Genomic DNA, 14,536 nt, shown 5'->3' on the forward strand with positions numbered 1-14,536 from the left:
GAGATGCCCTTTTTTTTGAAACACTCGGGGTGTAGCGCAGTCCGGTAGCGCGCCTGCTTTGGGAGCAGGATGTCAGGAGTTCGAATCCCCTCACCCCGACCATTTTTGGGTCGTTAGCTCAGTTGGTAGAGCAGTTGGCTTTTAACCAATTGGTCGTAGGTTCGAATCCTACACGACCCACCATGAACAAAGGGCATCTCGCATGAGATGCCCTTTTTCTTTTGCCCCGAAAAATGCGCCCATCGGTGCAAATCCCACCTGCATCTATTTGCCACACCGCCCCTTTGTAGGAGCGGGTTCACCCGCGAATGCGGCAGTGCAGCCACCATCGCATTCACAGGTAAACCCGCGCCTACAGGGCATGGGGGCGCCTGTTAGTGCAACTTCAGGCGCGGCTCGGTACCCCGGCCAATCTTGCTGCCCAGCATCATCAACGCCGTGCGGAAGAACCCGTACAGCGCCATCTGGTGCATGCGGTACAGCGACACATAGAACATCCGCGCCAGCCAGCCTTCCAGCTTCACGCTGCCCATCAGGTTACCCATCAGGTTGCCCACCGCCGAGAAGCGCGACAGCGACACCAGCGAGCCATAGTCCTTGTACTCGTACGTCGGCAGGGCCTTGTTCTCCAGGCGCGCCTTCAGGCTTTGCGCCAGCATCGAAGCCTGCTGGTGCGCCGCCTGTGCGCGCGGCGGCACGTTACGGTCGCTGCCAGGTTGCGGGCAGGCGGCGCAGTCACCGAAGGCGAAGATGTTGTCGTCGCGGGTGGTTTGCAGGGTAGGGCGCACGACCAGCTGGTTGATGCGGTTGGTTTCCAGGCCATCGATGTCCTTGAGGAAACCTGGCGCGCGGATACCGGCTGCCCACACCTTCAGGCTGGCCTGGATCACTTCACCGTCCTTGGTTTTCAGGCCGTCCTCGGTCACTTCACTGACCGCGGCGTTGGTCATCACCTTCACCCCGAGTTTTTCCAGGGTTTTGTGAACAGGTACGCTGATGCGCTCCGGCAGCGCCGGCAGAACGCGCGGGCCCGCCTCGATAAGGGTGATGTGCATGTCCTTGGGCTGGATGCGGTCCAGGCCATAGGCCGCCAGCTCGTGGGCAGCGTGGTGCAGCTCGGCCGCCAGCTCTACACCGGTGGCACCGGCGCCGACAATGGCCACGCTGATTTTCTCGCTGGCCACGTCGCCGGCGTGGGCACGCAGGTAGTGGTTCAGCAGTTGCTGGTGGAAACGCTCTGCCTGCTTGCGGGTATCCAGGAACAGGCAGTGCTGCGCTGCGCCCAGGGTGCCGAAGTCGTTGGTGTTGGAGCCCACGGCAATCACCAGGGTGTCGTAGCCCAGGGTGCGCGCAGGCAGCAGCTCGCGGCCCTCTTCGTCGAGGGTGGCAGCCAGTTGAATCTGCTTGCCTTCACGGTCCAGGCCGCTCATGCGCCCCAGCTGGAAATTGAAGTGGTTCCACTTGGCCTGAGCCACGTAGTTCAGTTCGTCTTCCGAGGAGTTCAGCGAGCCGGCGGCCACTTCGTGCAGCAGTGGCTTCCAGATGTGCGTGAGGTTGGTGTCCACCAGGGTGATTTCGGCCTGCTTGCGCTTGCCCAGGCTTTTACCCAGGCGGGTCGCCAGTTCCAGGCCGCCGGCGCCGCCGCCGACAATCACGATGCGATGAGTCATGGGAATATCTCATAAGGTTTACGGAATTCGTGGCCCTGGGGGCCGGCCGCAAACTGCACGAGGGGAGGGCGAGCGCGAAGCAGCTCATAGCACCAGTCCACTCAGCAGGCGGCTGATGAGACCCAACCCGATGGTCACGGCCAGCACCAGCGCAAGGAGCAGCCACGGCCGGAAGGGCCTGCGCTCGACTTGGTGCTGGGGGGCTCGCAGATACTCATCGACACGACGCTGATCTTCCGGGTTCAGGCGACTGGTCATGGTGGGCCTCGTCAGGTAGACGTTTGTGACTGCGCAAACGCTACAGCGTTCGCGCAGGCGCTTGAAACAAATGATAATGCTTTCTATCCCTGGCGCCGAGTGTACGCCATCGCAAACAGTCGCTGCACTGGATCAAAGACTGATGCCTACGTCGAAGACGATGCTGCGGCCCAGGTTGCCGCGCAGGAAATCCGGCGCATCGGGGTGGGCAAACAGTACCCGGGCAAAGGTTGGCCCGACCAGCGACAGCGAGCGCCAGCCTTGGCGCAGGTATTCGGTAGGCGGCGGGAAGTGGGTGTTGAGGTCGAGCACTTCGCGCTTGAGGCTGGAGAACGCGATGATGTCCAGCTCGTTCAGCTCCAGCCCGCGTTCCCGGTAGTTGTGCGCCTTCTTGCGCAAGGTGGGCGCCAGGCGCCCCAGCAGTTCGGTGGCACTGATGCGCCGTGGGCGTGCTTCGCGGCGTACCAGCTGCGCCAGGGAAAACGCACTGCGCCGCCGCTGCAGCTCCTCGCGCCATTCATCGTTCAGCCGGCGGCCCTCGTCGAGCACGAAAAACACCTCGAAGGCGGCGTCGCGGAACAGCACGTCTGGTGGCTCCTGCCCCGCCGGGGTGAAGTCCTCGCTGCGGTAGGGAATGTTCAGCCCCTGCAACAGGCGCTGGCACACCCAACGCTCCCGCTCCCACTTACGGGCGTTGGAGAGAAAGGCATTGGCTTGTTCGGCCTGGATGGTAAGCAGGCGCAGGTAGTCTGAGTCATCCATGCAGACAAGCTTAGCCGCTAATCGATGACGGTAAGATGCTGTTTAAGCGTGAAAATCAGCCCAGCACCGGCCACTGCTGCACCAGCCCGACCAGATGCACCACGCCAAAGCCCAGGCAGATCAGCGAACTGACCACGATAAAACGCTGCGAACGCCCGGTGCCCGCCAGCAATCCTGGCCCCAGCAGACCGCGTAGCAAGTACACCAGGGTGATCAGGCAAATGACTGGCAGCAGCAAGGGCAGCCGCCCGATCGCCCCGGCAGCCGACAGCGCATAGGCCGACCAGGCCAGCAACACGCAGGCGATAGCGGCGGTGATCAGCGCCGGGTAGCAGCGGCCCTTTTCGGCGGCCACCGCCATGCGCTCACCGGCCCCGAACAAACGGTACCAACGCGGCCCCACGGCGATGATGGCCAGGTGAAGTACGCCGATGATGGCGTTGAGTGCCGCTGCCAGTAGCAGGGTGGGGTTGGTTCCTTCCAGCATGACCAATGCTTCCTGCATCGAATGGAAGCGTCAGCCTACCGCAGCCGAAGGAATGGGAGAATGGGTGTAGACTCGGTTTTATCCACATGGCCGCAAAGGGTATTGTTCAGGTGATCAGCGCGCAGGTGTTATCCGGCACCACCCTTACCCTTGGCTGGCTGGGTTATGTGCCGTTGTTGATCTGGGCGGTGAGCCGGGTTCGCTGGGTGGAACTGTTTACCGACCGGCGCCGCCAGCATTTGCTGTTTGGCACGGTGTTCTGCCTGTTTGCGCTGTGGCTGGTGCGGCGCGACTTTGATACCGGGGTGTCGTACCACTTTATTGGCATGACGGCGGTCACCCTGTTGCTGGACTGGCCGCTGGCGGTGCTGGGTGGCTTCATGGCCCAGCTTGGCTTGCTGGCGCTTGGGCGACAAGACCTGGCGGCGTTGGGGGTGAACGGCTTGTTGCTGATTGGTTTGCCGGTGCTGATTACCGAGGTGTGCGCGATAGTGGTCGAGCGCGCCCAGCCGCGAAACCTGTTCGTTTATATCTTCTGTTCGGGGTTCTTCCCGGCAGCGCTGACCGTGCTGATTTGCGTACCGGCGGCGCTAGGGTTGTTGTGGCTCGACGGGCGGTTTGCCCTGCCGGAGTGGCTCAGCGACTTTGTCGGCTACCTGTGGCTGATGATGTTCCCCGAGGCGTTCATCAACGGCATGGTGATCAGTGCGCTGGTGGTGTTTTGCCCCGAGTGGCTGGAAACCTTCAACCGGACGCGGTACCTGCAGGCGCCGTGGAAGGAAGAGGAGCGATGATCATGCGGCGGCTCTGCCATCACATCTAAAACCTGACGCGGTCTCTGTGGGAGCGGCCTTGTGTCGCGAAAGGGCTGCGAAGCAGCCCCAGATTCGGTGGTAACTCAAAAAATGCCGGGGCTGCTTCGCAGCCCTTTCGCGACACAAGGCCGCTCCCACAGGCCGGCACAGCGGCCTTGCAATCAGCTCAATGCCGCGGCTCCAGGTCCCCCGAATACAGCTCATCTTCGGACCCTTCCGACCCCGCAATCTTGTGCTCCTCGGCTGCCCAGGCGCCCAGGTCGATCAGCTTGCAACGGTCCGAACAAAACGGTCGGAACGCGTTTTTTTCGCTCCATTCCACAGGCGCGCCGCAAGTTGGGCAATCGACGGTCAATGGCTGGCTCATGGCTGCCCTCCTTTCAAAGTCAGGTAAAAGTGGTGCAGGCGGTCAATCTGCTCATGCAGCGCGGCCAGGCCGCCGTCATTGACTACCACATCATCGGCATGGCGCAGGCGATCCTCACGGGCCAACTGCGCCTGCAAAATGGCCTGCACGTGCTCGGCACTGGTGTTGTCCCGCGCCAGGGTTCGGGCTATTTGCAGGTCCTGCGGCGCATCGATCACCAGCACACGTTGGGTCTTGTGGTGCTGGCCCGATTCGATCAGCAGCGGCGACACATAGACCGCATAAGGCGACTGCGCCTTGGCCAGATAGCTGAAAATCTCTTGACCGATCAGCGGGTGCAGCAGTTGCTCCAGCCATTTGCGTTGCGCCGGGTTGGCGAAAATCAGCTGACGCAGGGCGGCGCGATCGAGCTGGCCGTCGCCCTGCAGCACGCCCGGGCCGAAGCGCTCGACGATGCTGGCCAGGGCCGGGCGACCAGGTTCGACAACCCAGCGCGCCGCCTGGTCGGCATCGACCAGGTGCACGCCAAGCTCGACAAAGCGCTCGGCAGCGGCGCTTTTGCCGCTACCAATGCCGCCGGTCAGGCCGAGAATCCAGGGGGTAAAGGCCGCAGTGGTCATCAGTATCCAAGCAGTTGTATGTATGAGGCGTATATTTCATCACCCCAGAGCACGGCAATCCACCCCGCAATTGCCAGATAAGGGCCAAACGGGATAGCCGTGCCCAAGGCATGCCGGCGAAAACGCAGCAAGCACAGGCCAACAAGTGCCCCCACCACCGACGACAACAGCAGCGTCAACGGCAGCACCTGCCAACCCCCCCACGCCCCGATCAGCGCCATCAGCTTGAAATCGCCATAGCCCATGCCTTCCTTGCCGGTGACCAGCCTGAACACCCAGTACACCGTCCACAGGCTGAGGTACCCGGCCACTGCGCCCCACAGTGCGTCGGCCAGGGGCACATGGATGCCAAAGGCATTGACGATCAGCCCTAGCCACATGGTCGGCAGCACCAGCACATCCGGCAGCAGCTGGTGGTCCGCATCGATCAGGCTCAGCGCCAGCAGGCACCAGGTCAGCGGCAACGCCAGCAACGCCTCTACCGAAGCGCCGAAGCGCCAGGCCACTACCAGCGACAGCAGCGCGCTGGCCACTTCCACTACCGGGTAACGCAGGCTGATGCGGTTTTTGCAGGACGAACAGCGCCCGCCCAAGGCCAGGTAGCTGATGACCGGAATGTTCTCCCACGCACGAATCCGGTGCGCGCAGTGTGGGCACCGGGAGGCCGGCAGGCACAGGTCGAAACGCGGGTGCTGCGTGGTCGGCAGCCCCAATACCTCTTGCGCCTCACGCTGCCATTGCCGCTCCAGCATGATCGGCAGGCGATACACCAGCACGTTGATAAAGCTGCCCACCAGCAGGCCGAGCACCGTGGCAAGGGTGAGGAAATACGCTGGCTGTTCAGCCAGCAAAGCCCATAAAGTCATGTTCAGATCAAACTACCCAACTGGAAGATCGGCAGGTACATCGCCACCACCAGGCCACCCACCAGCAAGCCCAGGATCAGCACGATGGCCGGCTCCAGCAGGCTGGTCAACTGGTCCAGCGCCTGGCTGACCTGTTCCTCGTAATGGCTGGCGGCTTTTTCCAGCATCTGGTCCAGCGTGCCGCTGGATTCACCGATGGCCGTCAACTGCACCAGCAAGGGGGGAAACAGCGGTTCACCGGCCATCGCCTGGTTTAACCCTTGCCCATTGGCCATGCCTTGGCGCAGCCGCAACACCGCCTGCTCGTGCAGGTCGCCACCTGTTACCCGCGCCACCGTCCCCAGCGCATCCAGCAACGGCACCCCGGCGCCGTAGGACGTTGCCAGGCTGCGCGCAAACCGCGCCAACGCGGCCTGCCCCAGCAACTTGCCAAACACGGGCAAGCCCAGCACCCGCCCAGAGATCCACAGGCGCGCTGGCGCGTGCTGCCGGTAAAGCTGGCGCACGGCAACACCCAGCATTAAGCCCATCACCAGCAGCAGCGGCGCAAACCGGCTCAGCCCTGTGGACAAGTTGATCACCCATTGGGTAAATGCCGGCAACGCCGCGCCCATGCCCGAGAACATGCTCTCGAATTTCGGAATCACCTCCAGCAACAAGATCGCCGACACCCCGAGCCCGGTCAGCAACAGCAGCAGCGGGTAGATCATCGCCTTGCGCACCTTCTTGTGCAGCACCCGACGCTGTTCCAGCATGCCGGCCAGCTGCTCCAGCTGCCGGTCGAGCGTACCGGACTGCTCGCCCACCCGTACCAGGTTGCAATACAGCGCATCGAACCATGCCGGGTGACGCTGCAACGCATCCGCCAACCCCAGGCCCGAGGCCACATCCTGTTTCAATCTTTCCAGCAACGCCGCCTGCGCCGCATTGCAACCACTGCGGCCCATCACCTCGAACGCCTGCAGCAGCGGCACCCCGGCCTTGAGCAACGTCGCCAACTGCCGGCTGAACCCCGCCGGGTCGGCCTTTTCGCGCCGCTTTGGCAAGCTGAACGCCAGCCCGCTGGCCGGCCGCAAACTCGCCACCGTAATGCCCTGGCGAATCAGCCCGGCACGCACATAAGCCGGGCTGCGCCCGGGTGTTTGGCCGCTGACCGGCGTGCCATTGGCGTCGGTGCCGTGCCAGCGGTAGAGAAGTGAAGATGAAGTCATGCAAAGGTCCTTGTTCAGCCCCGGCGACAAGCCTGGAAACAGCTTGCCGCGTCCATGCAAGGGCACGCGTCCGTGATGCTCACTAGAGTAGTTCAGCGAAGATGACGCCCGTGCGGGCAGGGGTGACAAAAGGTGTCTGTTCAGGCCTACTGCGCCGCTGCCGGTTGGGGCGCAACTGACCTCAATGTGTAAGCGAATCAAAAAGGAACTACGTTCATGAAAGGGCAACGCGGTATCACCCTGATCGAACTGATGATCGTCGTCGCGATCATCGGCATTCTGGCGACCATCGCCTTACCGATGTACACCAACCACCAGGCACGCTCCAAAGCCGCGGCCGGGTTGCTGGAGATCAGCGCGCTGAAGACGGCGATGGATCTGCGGCTGAATGATGGAAAGGATGTAGCGGATGTCGCCGCGCTGGGTGGCCAGCCGGCGACGGCGCATTGTGCGATCACGGCGAGCGGCAAGGCCGCGGATGGTAGCGGCAGCATTGTCTGCACCCTGGTGGATGCGCCGGCCAACGCGTTGGGCAAGGCCCTGACCCTGACGCGTTCGGCCAGCGGCTGGGCGTGCACGACCGACATCGAGGAAGACCTGGCGCCCAAAGGGTGCAAGGGGGCTTGAGGGCAGGGCAATAAACCAGCGGAAACAGGGGTTTGCGTTACGGGTGTGAGCAGTGGTACGTTGCGCTACACGCCGGTGTAGCTCAGTCGGTAGAGCAGCGCACTCGTAACGCGAAGGTCGCAGGTTCGATTCCTGTCTCCGGCACCAGAATCAGTTGGCCTATGGCGATTTATCGCTACCTGGCACCAATAGAAGCCCGCCTTGTGCGGGCTTTTTTGTTCCCGCTTTTTCCCCAGGGATCTGCGTGTTTTTGACTTAACGGTTCGCAGTTTTCCACTTAGGGTTGGACGTATTTTTAGATAATGGTTAGCTGTCGATCAGGTTTTGGCCAGTGTTTACGGGGTGAGACCCGAAATTTTTCTAGATAATGATTTTCCCGTTTAAAGATAATTTTGAGATGCCCCAGTTTTCTCACCACGACCTGCAGCTACTGAACCCATCCGTCGACTCGCCGCTGGTTGACGCTCTGGCCGAGCTCGAATTTCTGCGCAGGCTGAGGCTGGAAGGGGACGACGGCTTTTTTCAGACAGAGTCTAGTTATCAAACCGCTAGGTCGTGCCTAGTCCTAAATCCGCGTTGCTCGTAGGAATCGTCTCGTTAGCTGCTCGAGGCCTCATTTGCCCCTTCTTAGCTGTTAGGTTCTTTCGCTCCTACAGTTCGCAAGGGACTCTGAAATGCGCGTCAGTCTGGATGGGCTTGGCCAAGCAGTAGACGGTGATGTGACCACCACAGGTGCGATTTGCATCGCCACCGGGGAAGGTAACCTCGACGAGGGACGAATGGTCCTGAGGATGGGGGATCCCACCACACCTTGTCCACTTTGCGGGCTGGAAGGAAAGGTCGTCGAAGGGGTGTGGCACTTCATCTCGGATGGCCAGCCAGTCGCGATGGATGGCGCGTTAGTTGATTGCGGTTGCCCAGAGGGTAGCAACCGGGTGGTGGCGCCTTTAGGGGAAATGCCCCCGCCGCGGCTGCCGGTTGCCGTACGCACTAGCCTCACACCCGCTGGCCCTGGGAGCTCTAGCGCTTTGGCAGGGGCTTCGCCCGCCATGGTTGGCGGGTTGCCTGGGCAGATGCAGCCGGGATTCTATGTGGTGCCCCGGAGCATGTCGTTCCCGCAGATTCTGTTGGAGCTGGCTAGCCATGATTCAACCTTGCCCATTTCGTACCTGCAGCGCCTGAACCCGACTTTCGAGCGGGGGTTCAAGGCAGGGGAAATCTTCGTCATCGGCGATCCGGATAACGGTTATGCCTGCACTCAGGAGGAGGGCCAACTCATGGCGGCCGCCGAGCGCGCGCGACGTTCCTTGGCTGTACTCGATTTTGCCGAGTCAGATTTCATGATGGAGTATCAGGCTGAAATTGCCGGACTGCTTAGTGACGCCAGTCTCTCCATGGGGGTGGGTAAGGACATGATGGACCACGGCCTCCGGCAGCTTCGCAGCACACTTGGCAACATCGAGCGTTTGCATCAGCAAGAATTTCTGCGCCATGGCCATCTGAATAGTCCATCGTTCTTCGCCGAACGACGGCTGTTATTGGAGCAAGCTAGATGGTCAGCTGAAGGCGACTTTTCTAAATAAACATCTGAATCTAGGGGCCTACGAGCGGCTGAAGAAAAGCTTGAATATCTCGACCAAGAGTCTTGTGCATCATTGGTCAAAAGCCGGTGGGCCAGGGCAGATTCCTGGGTACGCCACATACTTGGACAAAGTGGCGAAGCTTAGTAAGTACCTTCGGTATGGTGGGCATGTCGGAATTGGCTTAGGTGGTACATCTTCCTATCTGAAAGTCCAAGAGGCCTGCCGTGCAGGGGAAACCGAAGCCTGCAAAAAAATTCGTTTGTCTGAGGCAGGTGCTTTCGCTGGGGGGCTGGCGGGAGGGATCGTGGGTGGCAAGATTGCTGGGATCACTGCGCTCGCTGTATGTGGGGTGTTCTCTGCTGGTACCGCGGGTTTCGGGGCGCCGGTATGTGGCATTGCGCTGGTCGGGGGAGGGGCTTTTGCTGGGAGCATCGCCGGTGCGGAGGGCGGTGAGCAAATGGGCGAGCTAATCTACGAATCACATTATGACTGAGTTCGAGAGTTGGCCCGTGTGGCTGAAGTGGATAATGCTGGCGTGTCCGTTCGTGATCGCGTTGGCCGGTTGTGCGGTCAGTGCATTCATCGCGGGTACAAGAAATTTCACTGTTGCAACCTCGGCTATCCAAAGTCATCCCGGCCTGGAGCAAATGAAACTGTTTTTGGGCACGCGGCGCTTTGGCGCTCGGTGGCTGCTGATAACGTTTCTTTGTGGAATACTCATTTGGCCTGGCGTACATATGCGCCGAGGGCATCTGGACATCGAAGAGCTAGAAAACTTCCCTGCAAAACTTAAGTTGGCTCTACAGGTATCCACGTGGCTGACGGCCTTTGGCTTCGCTTGGATGTGGGTGACCTATGGATTCATCAAGGCGTAGCCGTTCCACCCCCCTGTAGGAGCGGGTTTACCCGCGAACGCGGGCGAAGCCCGTGCCATCCACCACCTACCCAACGCAATTAAACATGGTCCTATAACCCAAAGGTTGAATCACACTTCCTGCCTTCCAGGCGCAGCAACGACCTCTAGCCCCCCTCCCGCGCGCTGTGAATGCATAATCGGTAGTGTGATGCCGGTTTTATCCGTGCTTAAGCTTTTAATCAGCAAAATATTGCCGATTACTGCCATGCGCACTATGATAATCAGCATTAAAGTACTGATTAATGGTGTCCCGATGCCGCTCAGACTCACGATCCAGGCTTTCTCCGATGGTGCATGGCGCGATGCAGCGACACTCACGGTTGAGAACCCCGAGCGTGTTGCTGATGGAAGGTGCCTTGTCGCCTACGACAGCGACTACATCATCGCGAACGTTGATCGCATGGAAGATCGTTGCGAACTCGCCCTAAGCGTTAACCTTCCGTTGAACTGGGACCACCATGACGTCAAAGGGTATCCAGCATTCCTCTACGACATCATTCCCTCTGGTGCTGCCAAGGACTCTCTTGAATCCCGCTATGGGCGTCTTAAGCCCGAAGGTGTGGAAATGGGGTTGTACCTTCTGGAGCGCTTCACGCCGGCGCCTATTGGGCACCTGCGCATCAAGGAATCGGTGGAAGGCCTTCAGCCGGATCGGAGCGAGGCTTTCGCGCATGCTGAGGTCGTGGACAGGACGAACGAATTTCTTGAGTACGCCTATGAAACCGGCGCGGCGTTGGGCGGTGCTACCGGTGCCAACGGGCAAGCCCCCAAGCTAGTCATGACCGAAGCCCACGGCGGTGCTCTGTATGCGGATGCGATGCTCCCCGATGACCAGGCGTGCCGTCACTGGCTGATCAAGTTCGCGCGTAATCGAGGCGGCGAGCGCGACCAAGACATCCTGCGAACAGAGTTTCATTACTACAAGGCGGTTGCTGCCCTCGGCCTTGATACGGTTGCCACTGATGGTTTGGCGCTTGAAGAGGCATTGAAGCCAAGCCTCTGGATGCCACGATTTGATCGCCGAGTAGTGGATGGCATGGTGGAGCGGATACCCCTGGAGTCGGTGTACTCGATCTGCGGTATTACCGGCTACGCGCATCCGATGGCGCATGCCGAAGTGGTTCACCGACTGGTAGGCCTATGGATCGATAACGGCCAGCAGGATGAGGTGGACGACCTGGTGTTCGAGTATGTGCGGCGCGATCTGCTGAACCGCATTTTAGGGAACACCGATAACCACGGCCGCAACACTTCCATCATGCGTGTGGGTGGGAGGTTTTGTTTGGCGCCAATCTATGACCTCGCGCCAATGATCCTCGATGAAGAGGGCATCACACGGACGACGAAGTGGGCGGCAGAGCGCAAGGGGTCTTCTAATTGGCGCGACAACTGCGCTGAGCTTGTTGGTTACACTGATCCCGATGTCCTGCTGCAACGGTTGATGAATGCGGCTGAGGCATTCCGGGCGTTGCCCGATTTGCTGACCGATGCGCCCGAATCGATGCGCAATGCAGCCTCTCTACCCGTGAATAACCTGGACAAGCGACTCGTGGAGTGGGGACTGCGATGAAAAAACTACAGCCTGAAGAGCGCGCCCAGCTTGTAGAGGATATCGTCAAGCGCAACGCGGCGGGGCTCGATCCAATTGGCACGTCCATCCGCCGTCTGCGGCTCGAAGTCACCGGGCTTGACCAAGAGACCTTCGCGGCCATGTGCAAGATGTCCACGAAAAGCCTGTACGAACTGGAAAGCGGGAAGTCGAATCCGAAGCTCAGCACTTTGGAGGCCGTGCTGCGTCTCTTTGGTGTGCGGATGGGGATGGTGATGACTGCCAAAGATAAGCCCACTGCAACGCTCGTCGGCAACACTGTCGGCCAGTTGAAGACTGGTGGGCCAATCGCTGTGGCCGCGCCGCTAGCCAGTTCCTGCGTGGTGGCCGGACCGAAACGAGGGAAAAGCCCTGCGGCAGCCAAAGCGAAGAAGGCAGTGTCGAGGCCGGCATCGTCACGGGCACGGAAAAGCAGTCAGGAATAACTACAACTGGGATTCATCAAGCGATTCGGATTATTAGCCGGTTGGCCAGGTATCGCATGTTGCGCCTGGCCTAGTCTGCTTAAGGCCGCTGAAGGATTATTCCAGTCATATCGGGGTATGGGGCTGCTGCGCAGCCCTTCGCAGGCAAGCCAGCTCCTACACGGACCGCATTTATCCTGGGAAGTACATGTGACCTGTGGCAAGCCGTTTTCCTACGGCGCGCGTTGGCTATTCGTGCCCCGAGAAACTTGCGAAAACCGCCACCCAGGAATAAAGTCCCTCTGTCGCCGAAGCATCGGCGATGCGACCTTGGCCGGTCGGAATCGAAAGGCGCATCAGCGCCCAATCTCCATCGCAGGCGCTTTTTTTGTGCCCGCGATGTTGCGTTATGGCGGTGGTGCGCGGGACACCTTCGGGTGTGCCGGGCTCCTTTCGTCCCGGTCGGCCAACCCGCGTACTGCTGCCACCTTAACTTGCTTGGCCGCGAGCGGTGGCAGTTCCATCACGAAAGGAACTCATGCATGACCACCGTAAACCCGTTACAGATCCGCGTATCCGTTCGCCGCCGTTGTTCTTCGGCCGCCCTGAGTGAGCTCACCGTCGGCAAACCTTTCTTCACCTCCGTCCAATCGGAGGCCCGCCATGTCTGACCAAGAACGCCTCTCCACCATCCAAAGCTACGCCTGGACCCTGGAGCTGCTAGGCGAAGCCCTGGTCCAGCACGACGAAATGCTCGAGTGCGAACACAACCCGCGGCTGAGTTTTCGCAACACGGCCGGTATCCATCAGGCGATCCGGATCATCAGCCGGTTGGCCAGTGAGCAGTGTGGGAAGGTAATGGAACGAAGCGAGCAGGATCTGGAACGTTAGGCCAGATCGTTGCTCGAGGGTGGGGCCAGATTGGGGCTGCTGCGCAGCCCCCGTTGACTCGAGTTCAACCTATGGTGATGGCCGCATTCAACATCAACACCACAATCAGCCCGACCACCGCCACGATGGACTGCACCACCGAGATGGTCTTGGTGGCTTCGCCCATGGTCATGCCAAACGACTCCTTCACCATCCAGAAGCCTGCATGGTTCGCATAGTTGAAGAACAGCGAACCGCAGCCGATGGACAAGGCCAGCAAAGGCAGGTTGAGGCTGGGGTCTGCACCTGCCAGCGGTGCCAGCAAGCCGGCAGCACCCACGATGCCGACGGTGGCAGAGCCGGTAGACACCGAGAGCAGCATCGCGATCAGCCACCCCAGAATCAGGGGAGGGAAGGCAGATTGCTGGGTCAGGTGCACAATGGCATCGCCTACCTTGGCGCTGGTCAGCATCTCTTGAAAGGCACCGCCACCGGCAATGATCATGATGATCGAGGCGATTGGCTTGAGGCTTTTGCCCAGTGCATCGCGCAGCTGTTCGGCGTCGCCGCCGCGCGCAAGCACCAGGCTGGCGCCGGCGAACAGCACGCCCAGCAGCATGGCGATCAGCGGGTTGCCCAGGAAACTGGCCAGTTCCAGCAGCGCATTGCCTTTGGGCAGCAGCATCTCGGCGACGGCATGCACCAGCATCAGGATGGCCGGCAGCAATGCGGCCAGCACGCCGACCATTACCCCGGGGCGGGGCTGGCCATCGGCTTTTTCAGCCAGTGTGAACTGGTCCAGCAAGGCCTGATCGGGCCGCGTGTTCATGCGCGGTGAAATGAACATGCCGTACAGCGGGCCGCCCAGGATCATTGCCGGAATGGCGGCAAGGAAGCCATAGAGCATGGTGGGCCCGACCGAGGTCTTGAGCACGGCGATGGCGGTCAGGGGGCCTGGGTGCGGCGGTACCATGCCGTGCATGGCGGCAAGCGCCGAAATGACCGGCACACCTACATACACGTACGCCGAGCCTTTGAAGCGCGCCTTGCTTTCCAGTTTGCGCGCCACGCTGAATATCAGCGGCAGCATGATCACCAGGCCGACTTCGAAAAACATGGGGATGCCAATGACGAAGGCAACCAGCATCATGGCCCAAGGGATCATGCGGTCGGAGGTGCGCTTGAGGATGACATCCGCGACCTGCTCCGTGACGCCTGCGTCAGCCAGGATCTTGCCAAGCATCGCACCCAGCGCGATCACCACCCCCACTGCGCCCAGTGTCTTGCCGGCGCCGGTGAGCAGGTGGGAGACGATGCTGCCTGGCGCCATATGCGTTGCGAAGCCCACGCCAATGGACACCACCAGCAAGGCCAGCAGCGGGTGCATCTTAAGGCGCGAAACGATGAGCGCCACCAGCACCAGAACACTGGCCAAGGCTGTCAGTAATAGCTGTATATCTAAGGGAGTCAT

The 14,536-nt window shown here is 60.7% G+C and carries 16 protein-coding genes, 3 tRNA genes and 2 pseudogenes; 12 read left to right on the forward strand and 9 right to left on the reverse strand.

The window, feature by feature from the left end; translation table 11 throughout:
* Window positions 1–25: 25 nt before the first annotated feature.
* Both LMH93_RS03510 and LMH93_RS03515 read left to right on the forward strand, forming a co-directional pair.
* Window positions 26–102, forward strand: a tRNA-Pro gene (locus tag LMH93_RS03510).
* A gap of 5 nt (window positions 103–107) precedes the next feature.
* Window positions 108–183: transfer RNA gene (locus LMH93_RS03515), tRNA-Lys, on the forward strand.
* 191 nt (window positions 184–374) lie between these two features.
* On the opposite strand, the gene LMH93_RS03520 is transcribed toward LMH93_RS03515, so the two are convergent.
* The 4 genes from LMH93_RS03520 to LMH93_RS03535 form a co-directional block, all read right to left on the reverse strand.
* A complete protein-coding gene (locus LMH93_RS03520) occupies window positions 375–1,670 on the reverse strand; it encodes an NAD(P)/FAD-dependent oxidoreductase (RefSeq protein WP_003247549.1) in 1,296 nt (431 codons plus the stop codon).
* A gap of 84 nt (window positions 1,671–1,754) precedes the next feature.
* The gene (locus LMH93_RS03525; RefSeq protein ID WP_003247547.1) at window positions 1,755–1,928 is read right to left on the reverse strand and encodes a DUF3094 family protein; all 174 of its coding nucleotides are present in this window, start codon (window positions 1,926–1,928) and stop codon (window positions 1,755–1,757) included.
* A gap of 132 nt (window positions 1,929–2,060) precedes the next feature.
* Complete coding sequence (locus tag LMH93_RS03530; protein WP_003247546.1) at window positions 2,061–2,690, reverse strand: DUF1780 domain-containing protein; 630 nt, start codon at window positions 2,688–2,690, stop codon at window positions 2,061–2,063.
* A gap of 55 nt (window positions 2,691–2,745) precedes the next feature.
* Complete coding sequence (locus LMH93_RS03535) at window positions 2,746–3,177, reverse strand: hypothetical protein (RefSeq protein ID WP_060538607.1); 432 nt, start codon at window positions 3,175–3,177, stop codon at window positions 2,746–2,748.
* A gap of 86 nt (window positions 3,178–3,263) precedes the next feature.
* Here LMH93_RS03535 and LMH93_RS03540 point away from each other — a divergent pair, with 86 nt between their 5' ends.
* Window positions 3,264–3,971, forward strand: a complete 708-nt coding sequence (locus LMH93_RS03540) for an energy-coupling factor ABC transporter permease (protein WP_182375514.1) — start codon at window positions 3,264–3,266, stop codon at window positions 3,969–3,971.
* Window positions 3,972–4,158: 187 nt separating this feature from the next.
* Here LMH93_RS03540 and yacG read toward each other — a convergent pair whose 3' ends face one another.
* Genes yacG through LMH93_RS03560 form a run of 4 tightly spaced genes read right to left on the reverse strand, consistent with a single transcriptional unit; the run spans window position 4,159 to window position 7,056 of the window.
* Window positions 4,159–4,359 carry a DNA gyrase inhibitor YacG gene (gene yacG, locus LMH93_RS03545; protein WP_003247540.1) on the reverse strand — a complete coding sequence of 67 codons (201 nt, stop codon included), beginning with the start codon at window positions 4,357–4,359 and terminating at the stop codon, window positions 4,159–4,161.
* Window positions 4,356–4,979 (reverse strand): dephospho-CoA kinase, encoded by a 624-nt coding sequence (gene coaE / locus LMH93_RS03550; RefSeq protein WP_003247538.1) that lies wholly within the window; start codon window positions 4,977–4,979, stop codon window positions 4,356–4,358. Before coaE ends, yacG begins: the two co-directional genes overlap by 4 nt.
* Complete coding sequence (locus LMH93_RS03555) at window positions 4,979–5,845, reverse strand: prepilin peptidase (protein WP_003247536.1); 867 nt, start codon at window positions 5,843–5,845, stop codon at window positions 4,979–4,981. Before LMH93_RS03555 ends, coaE begins: the two co-directional genes overlap by 1 nt.
* A gap of 2 nt (window positions 5,846–5,847) precedes the next feature.
* On the reverse strand, window positions 5,848–7,056 hold the full coding sequence (locus tag LMH93_RS03560) for a type II secretion system F family protein (RefSeq protein ID WP_161774655.1): 1,209 nt from the start codon (window positions 7,054–7,056) through the stop codon (window positions 5,848–5,850).
* Window positions 7,057–7,272: 216 nt separating this feature from the next.
* Here LMH93_RS03560 and LMH93_RS03565 point away from each other — a divergent pair, with 216 nt between their 5' ends.
* The 9 genes and pseudogenes from LMH93_RS03565 to LMH93_RS03595 all read left to right on the forward strand — a co-directional run bounded on the left by LMH93_RS03565 (window position 7,273) and on the right by LMH93_RS03595 (window position 13,086).
* Complete coding sequence (locus LMH93_RS03565; protein WP_012051131.1) at window positions 7,273–7,683, forward strand: pilin; 411 nt, start codon at window positions 7,273–7,275, stop codon at window positions 7,681–7,683.
* A 71-nt stretch (window positions 7,684–7,754) separates the two neighbouring features.
* Window positions 7,755–7,830, forward strand: a tRNA-Thr gene (locus LMH93_RS03570).
* Between the two features lie 250 nt (window positions 7,831–8,080).
* A pseudogene (locus LMH93_RS29775) lies at window positions 8,081–8,239 on the forward strand (Fic family protein); the annotation flags it as partial.
* Between the two features lie 118 nt (window positions 8,240–8,357).
* A pseudogene (locus tag LMH93_RS03575) lies at window positions 8,358–9,759 on the forward strand (PAAR domain-containing protein).
* Window positions 9,752–10,141, forward strand: coding sequence for a hypothetical protein (locus tag LMH93_RS03580; protein ID WP_003247529.1), 390 nt, complete (start codon window positions 9,752–9,754; stop codon window positions 10,139–10,141). The pseudogene LMH93_RS03575 and the gene LMH93_RS03580 overlap by 8 nt, the downstream one beginning before the upstream one ends.
* A gap of 246 nt (window positions 10,142–10,387) precedes the next feature.
* Entirely contained in the window at window positions 10,388–11,752 is a 1,365-nt protein-coding gene (locus LMH93_RS03585; protein WP_176393428.1) for a type II toxin-antitoxin system HipA family toxin, read from the forward strand.
* Window positions 11,749–12,216 (forward strand): helix-turn-helix domain-containing protein, encoded by a 468-nt coding sequence (locus LMH93_RS03590; RefSeq protein ID WP_003247525.1) that lies wholly within the window; start codon window positions 11,749–11,751, stop codon window positions 12,214–12,216. Before LMH93_RS03585 ends, LMH93_RS03590 begins: the two co-directional genes overlap by 4 nt.
* Before the next feature lie 521 nt (window positions 12,217–12,737).
* A complete protein-coding gene (locus LMH93_RS29610; RefSeq protein WP_256559744.1) occupies window positions 12,738–12,866 on the forward strand; it encodes a hypothetical protein in 129 nt (42 codons plus the stop codon).
* A complete protein-coding gene (locus tag LMH93_RS03595; protein ID WP_003247523.1) occupies window positions 12,859–13,086 on the forward strand; it encodes a hypothetical protein in 228 nt (75 codons plus the stop codon). Before LMH93_RS29610 ends, LMH93_RS03595 begins: the two co-directional genes overlap by 8 nt.
* Before the next feature lie 64 nt (window positions 13,087–13,150).
* Here the strand turns inward: LMH93_RS03595 and LMH93_RS03600 are convergent, their stop codons facing one another.
* The gene (locus LMH93_RS03600; RefSeq protein WP_033725223.1) at window positions 13,151–14,536 is read right to left on the reverse strand and encodes a GntP family permease; all 1,386 of its coding nucleotides are present in this window, start codon (window positions 14,534–14,536) and stop codon (window positions 13,151–13,153) included.

The organism is Pseudomonas sp. CIP-10, from assembly GCF_020911845.1.
GTDB classification, from domain to species: domain Bacteria; phylum Pseudomonadota; class Gammaproteobacteria; order Pseudomonadales; family Pseudomonadaceae; genus Aquipseudomonas; species Aquipseudomonas alloputida.

Bases quoted from the DNA above. Each gene is read 5' to 3' on its own strand.
- LMH93_RS03520 (WP_003247549.1), bottom strand. From the start codon at position 1,670: ATGACTCATCGCATCGTGATTGTCGGCGGCGGCGCCGGCGGCCTGGAA.
- LMH93_RS03525 (WP_003247547.1), bottom strand. From the start codon at position 1,928: ATGACCAGTCGCCTGAACCCGGAAGATCAGCGTCGTGTCGATGAGTAT.
- LMH93_RS03530 (WP_003247546.1), bottom strand. From the start codon at position 2,690: ATGGATGACTCAGACTACCTGCGCCTGCTTACCATCCAGGCCGAACAA.
- LMH93_RS03535 (WP_060538607.1), bottom strand. From the start codon at position 3,177: ATGCTGGAAGGAACCAACCCCACCCTGCTACTGGCAGCGGCACTCAAC.
- LMH93_RS03540 (WP_182375514.1), top strand. From the start codon at position 3,264: ATGGCCGCAAAGGGTATTGTTCAGGTGATCAGCGCGCAGGTGTTATCC.
- yacG (WP_003247540.1), bottom strand. From the start codon at position 4,359: ATGAGCCAGCCATTGACCGTCGATTGCCCAACTTGCGGCGCGCCTGTG.
- coaE (WP_003247538.1), bottom strand. From the start codon at position 4,979: ATGACCACTGCGGCCTTTACCCCCTGGATTCTCGGCCTGACCGGCGGC.
- LMH93_RS03555 (WP_003247536.1), bottom strand. From the start codon at position 5,845: ATGACTTTATGGGCTTTGCTGGCTGAACAGCCAGCGTATTTCCTCACC.
- LMH93_RS03560 (WP_161774655.1), bottom strand. From the start codon at position 7,056: ATGACTTCATCTTCACTTCTCTACCGCTGGCACGGCACCGACGCCAAT.
- LMH93_RS03565 (WP_012051131.1), top strand. From the start codon at position 7,273: ATGAAAGGGCAACGCGGTATCACCCTGATCGAACTGATGATCGTCGTC.
- LMH93_RS03580 (WP_003247529.1), top strand. From the start codon at position 9,752: ATGACTGAGTTCGAGAGTTGGCCCGTGTGGCTGAAGTGGATAATGCTG.
- LMH93_RS03585 (WP_176393428.1), top strand. From the start codon at position 10,388: ATGCGCACTATGATAATCAGCATTAAAGTACTGATTAATGGTGTCCCG.
- LMH93_RS03590 (WP_003247525.1), top strand. From the start codon at position 11,749: ATGAAAAAACTACAGCCTGAAGAGCGCGCCCAGCTTGTAGAGGATATC.
- LMH93_RS29610 (WP_256559744.1), top strand. From the start codon at position 12,738: ATGACCACCGTAAACCCGTTACAGATCCGCGTATCCGTTCGCCGCCGT.
- LMH93_RS03595 (WP_003247523.1), top strand. From the start codon at position 12,859: ATGTCTGACCAAGAACGCCTCTCCACCATCCAAAGCTACGCCTGGACC.
- LMH93_RS03600 (WP_033725223.1), bottom strand. From the start codon at position 14,536: ATGACTCCCTTAGATATACAGCTATTACTGACAGCCTTGGCCAGTGTT.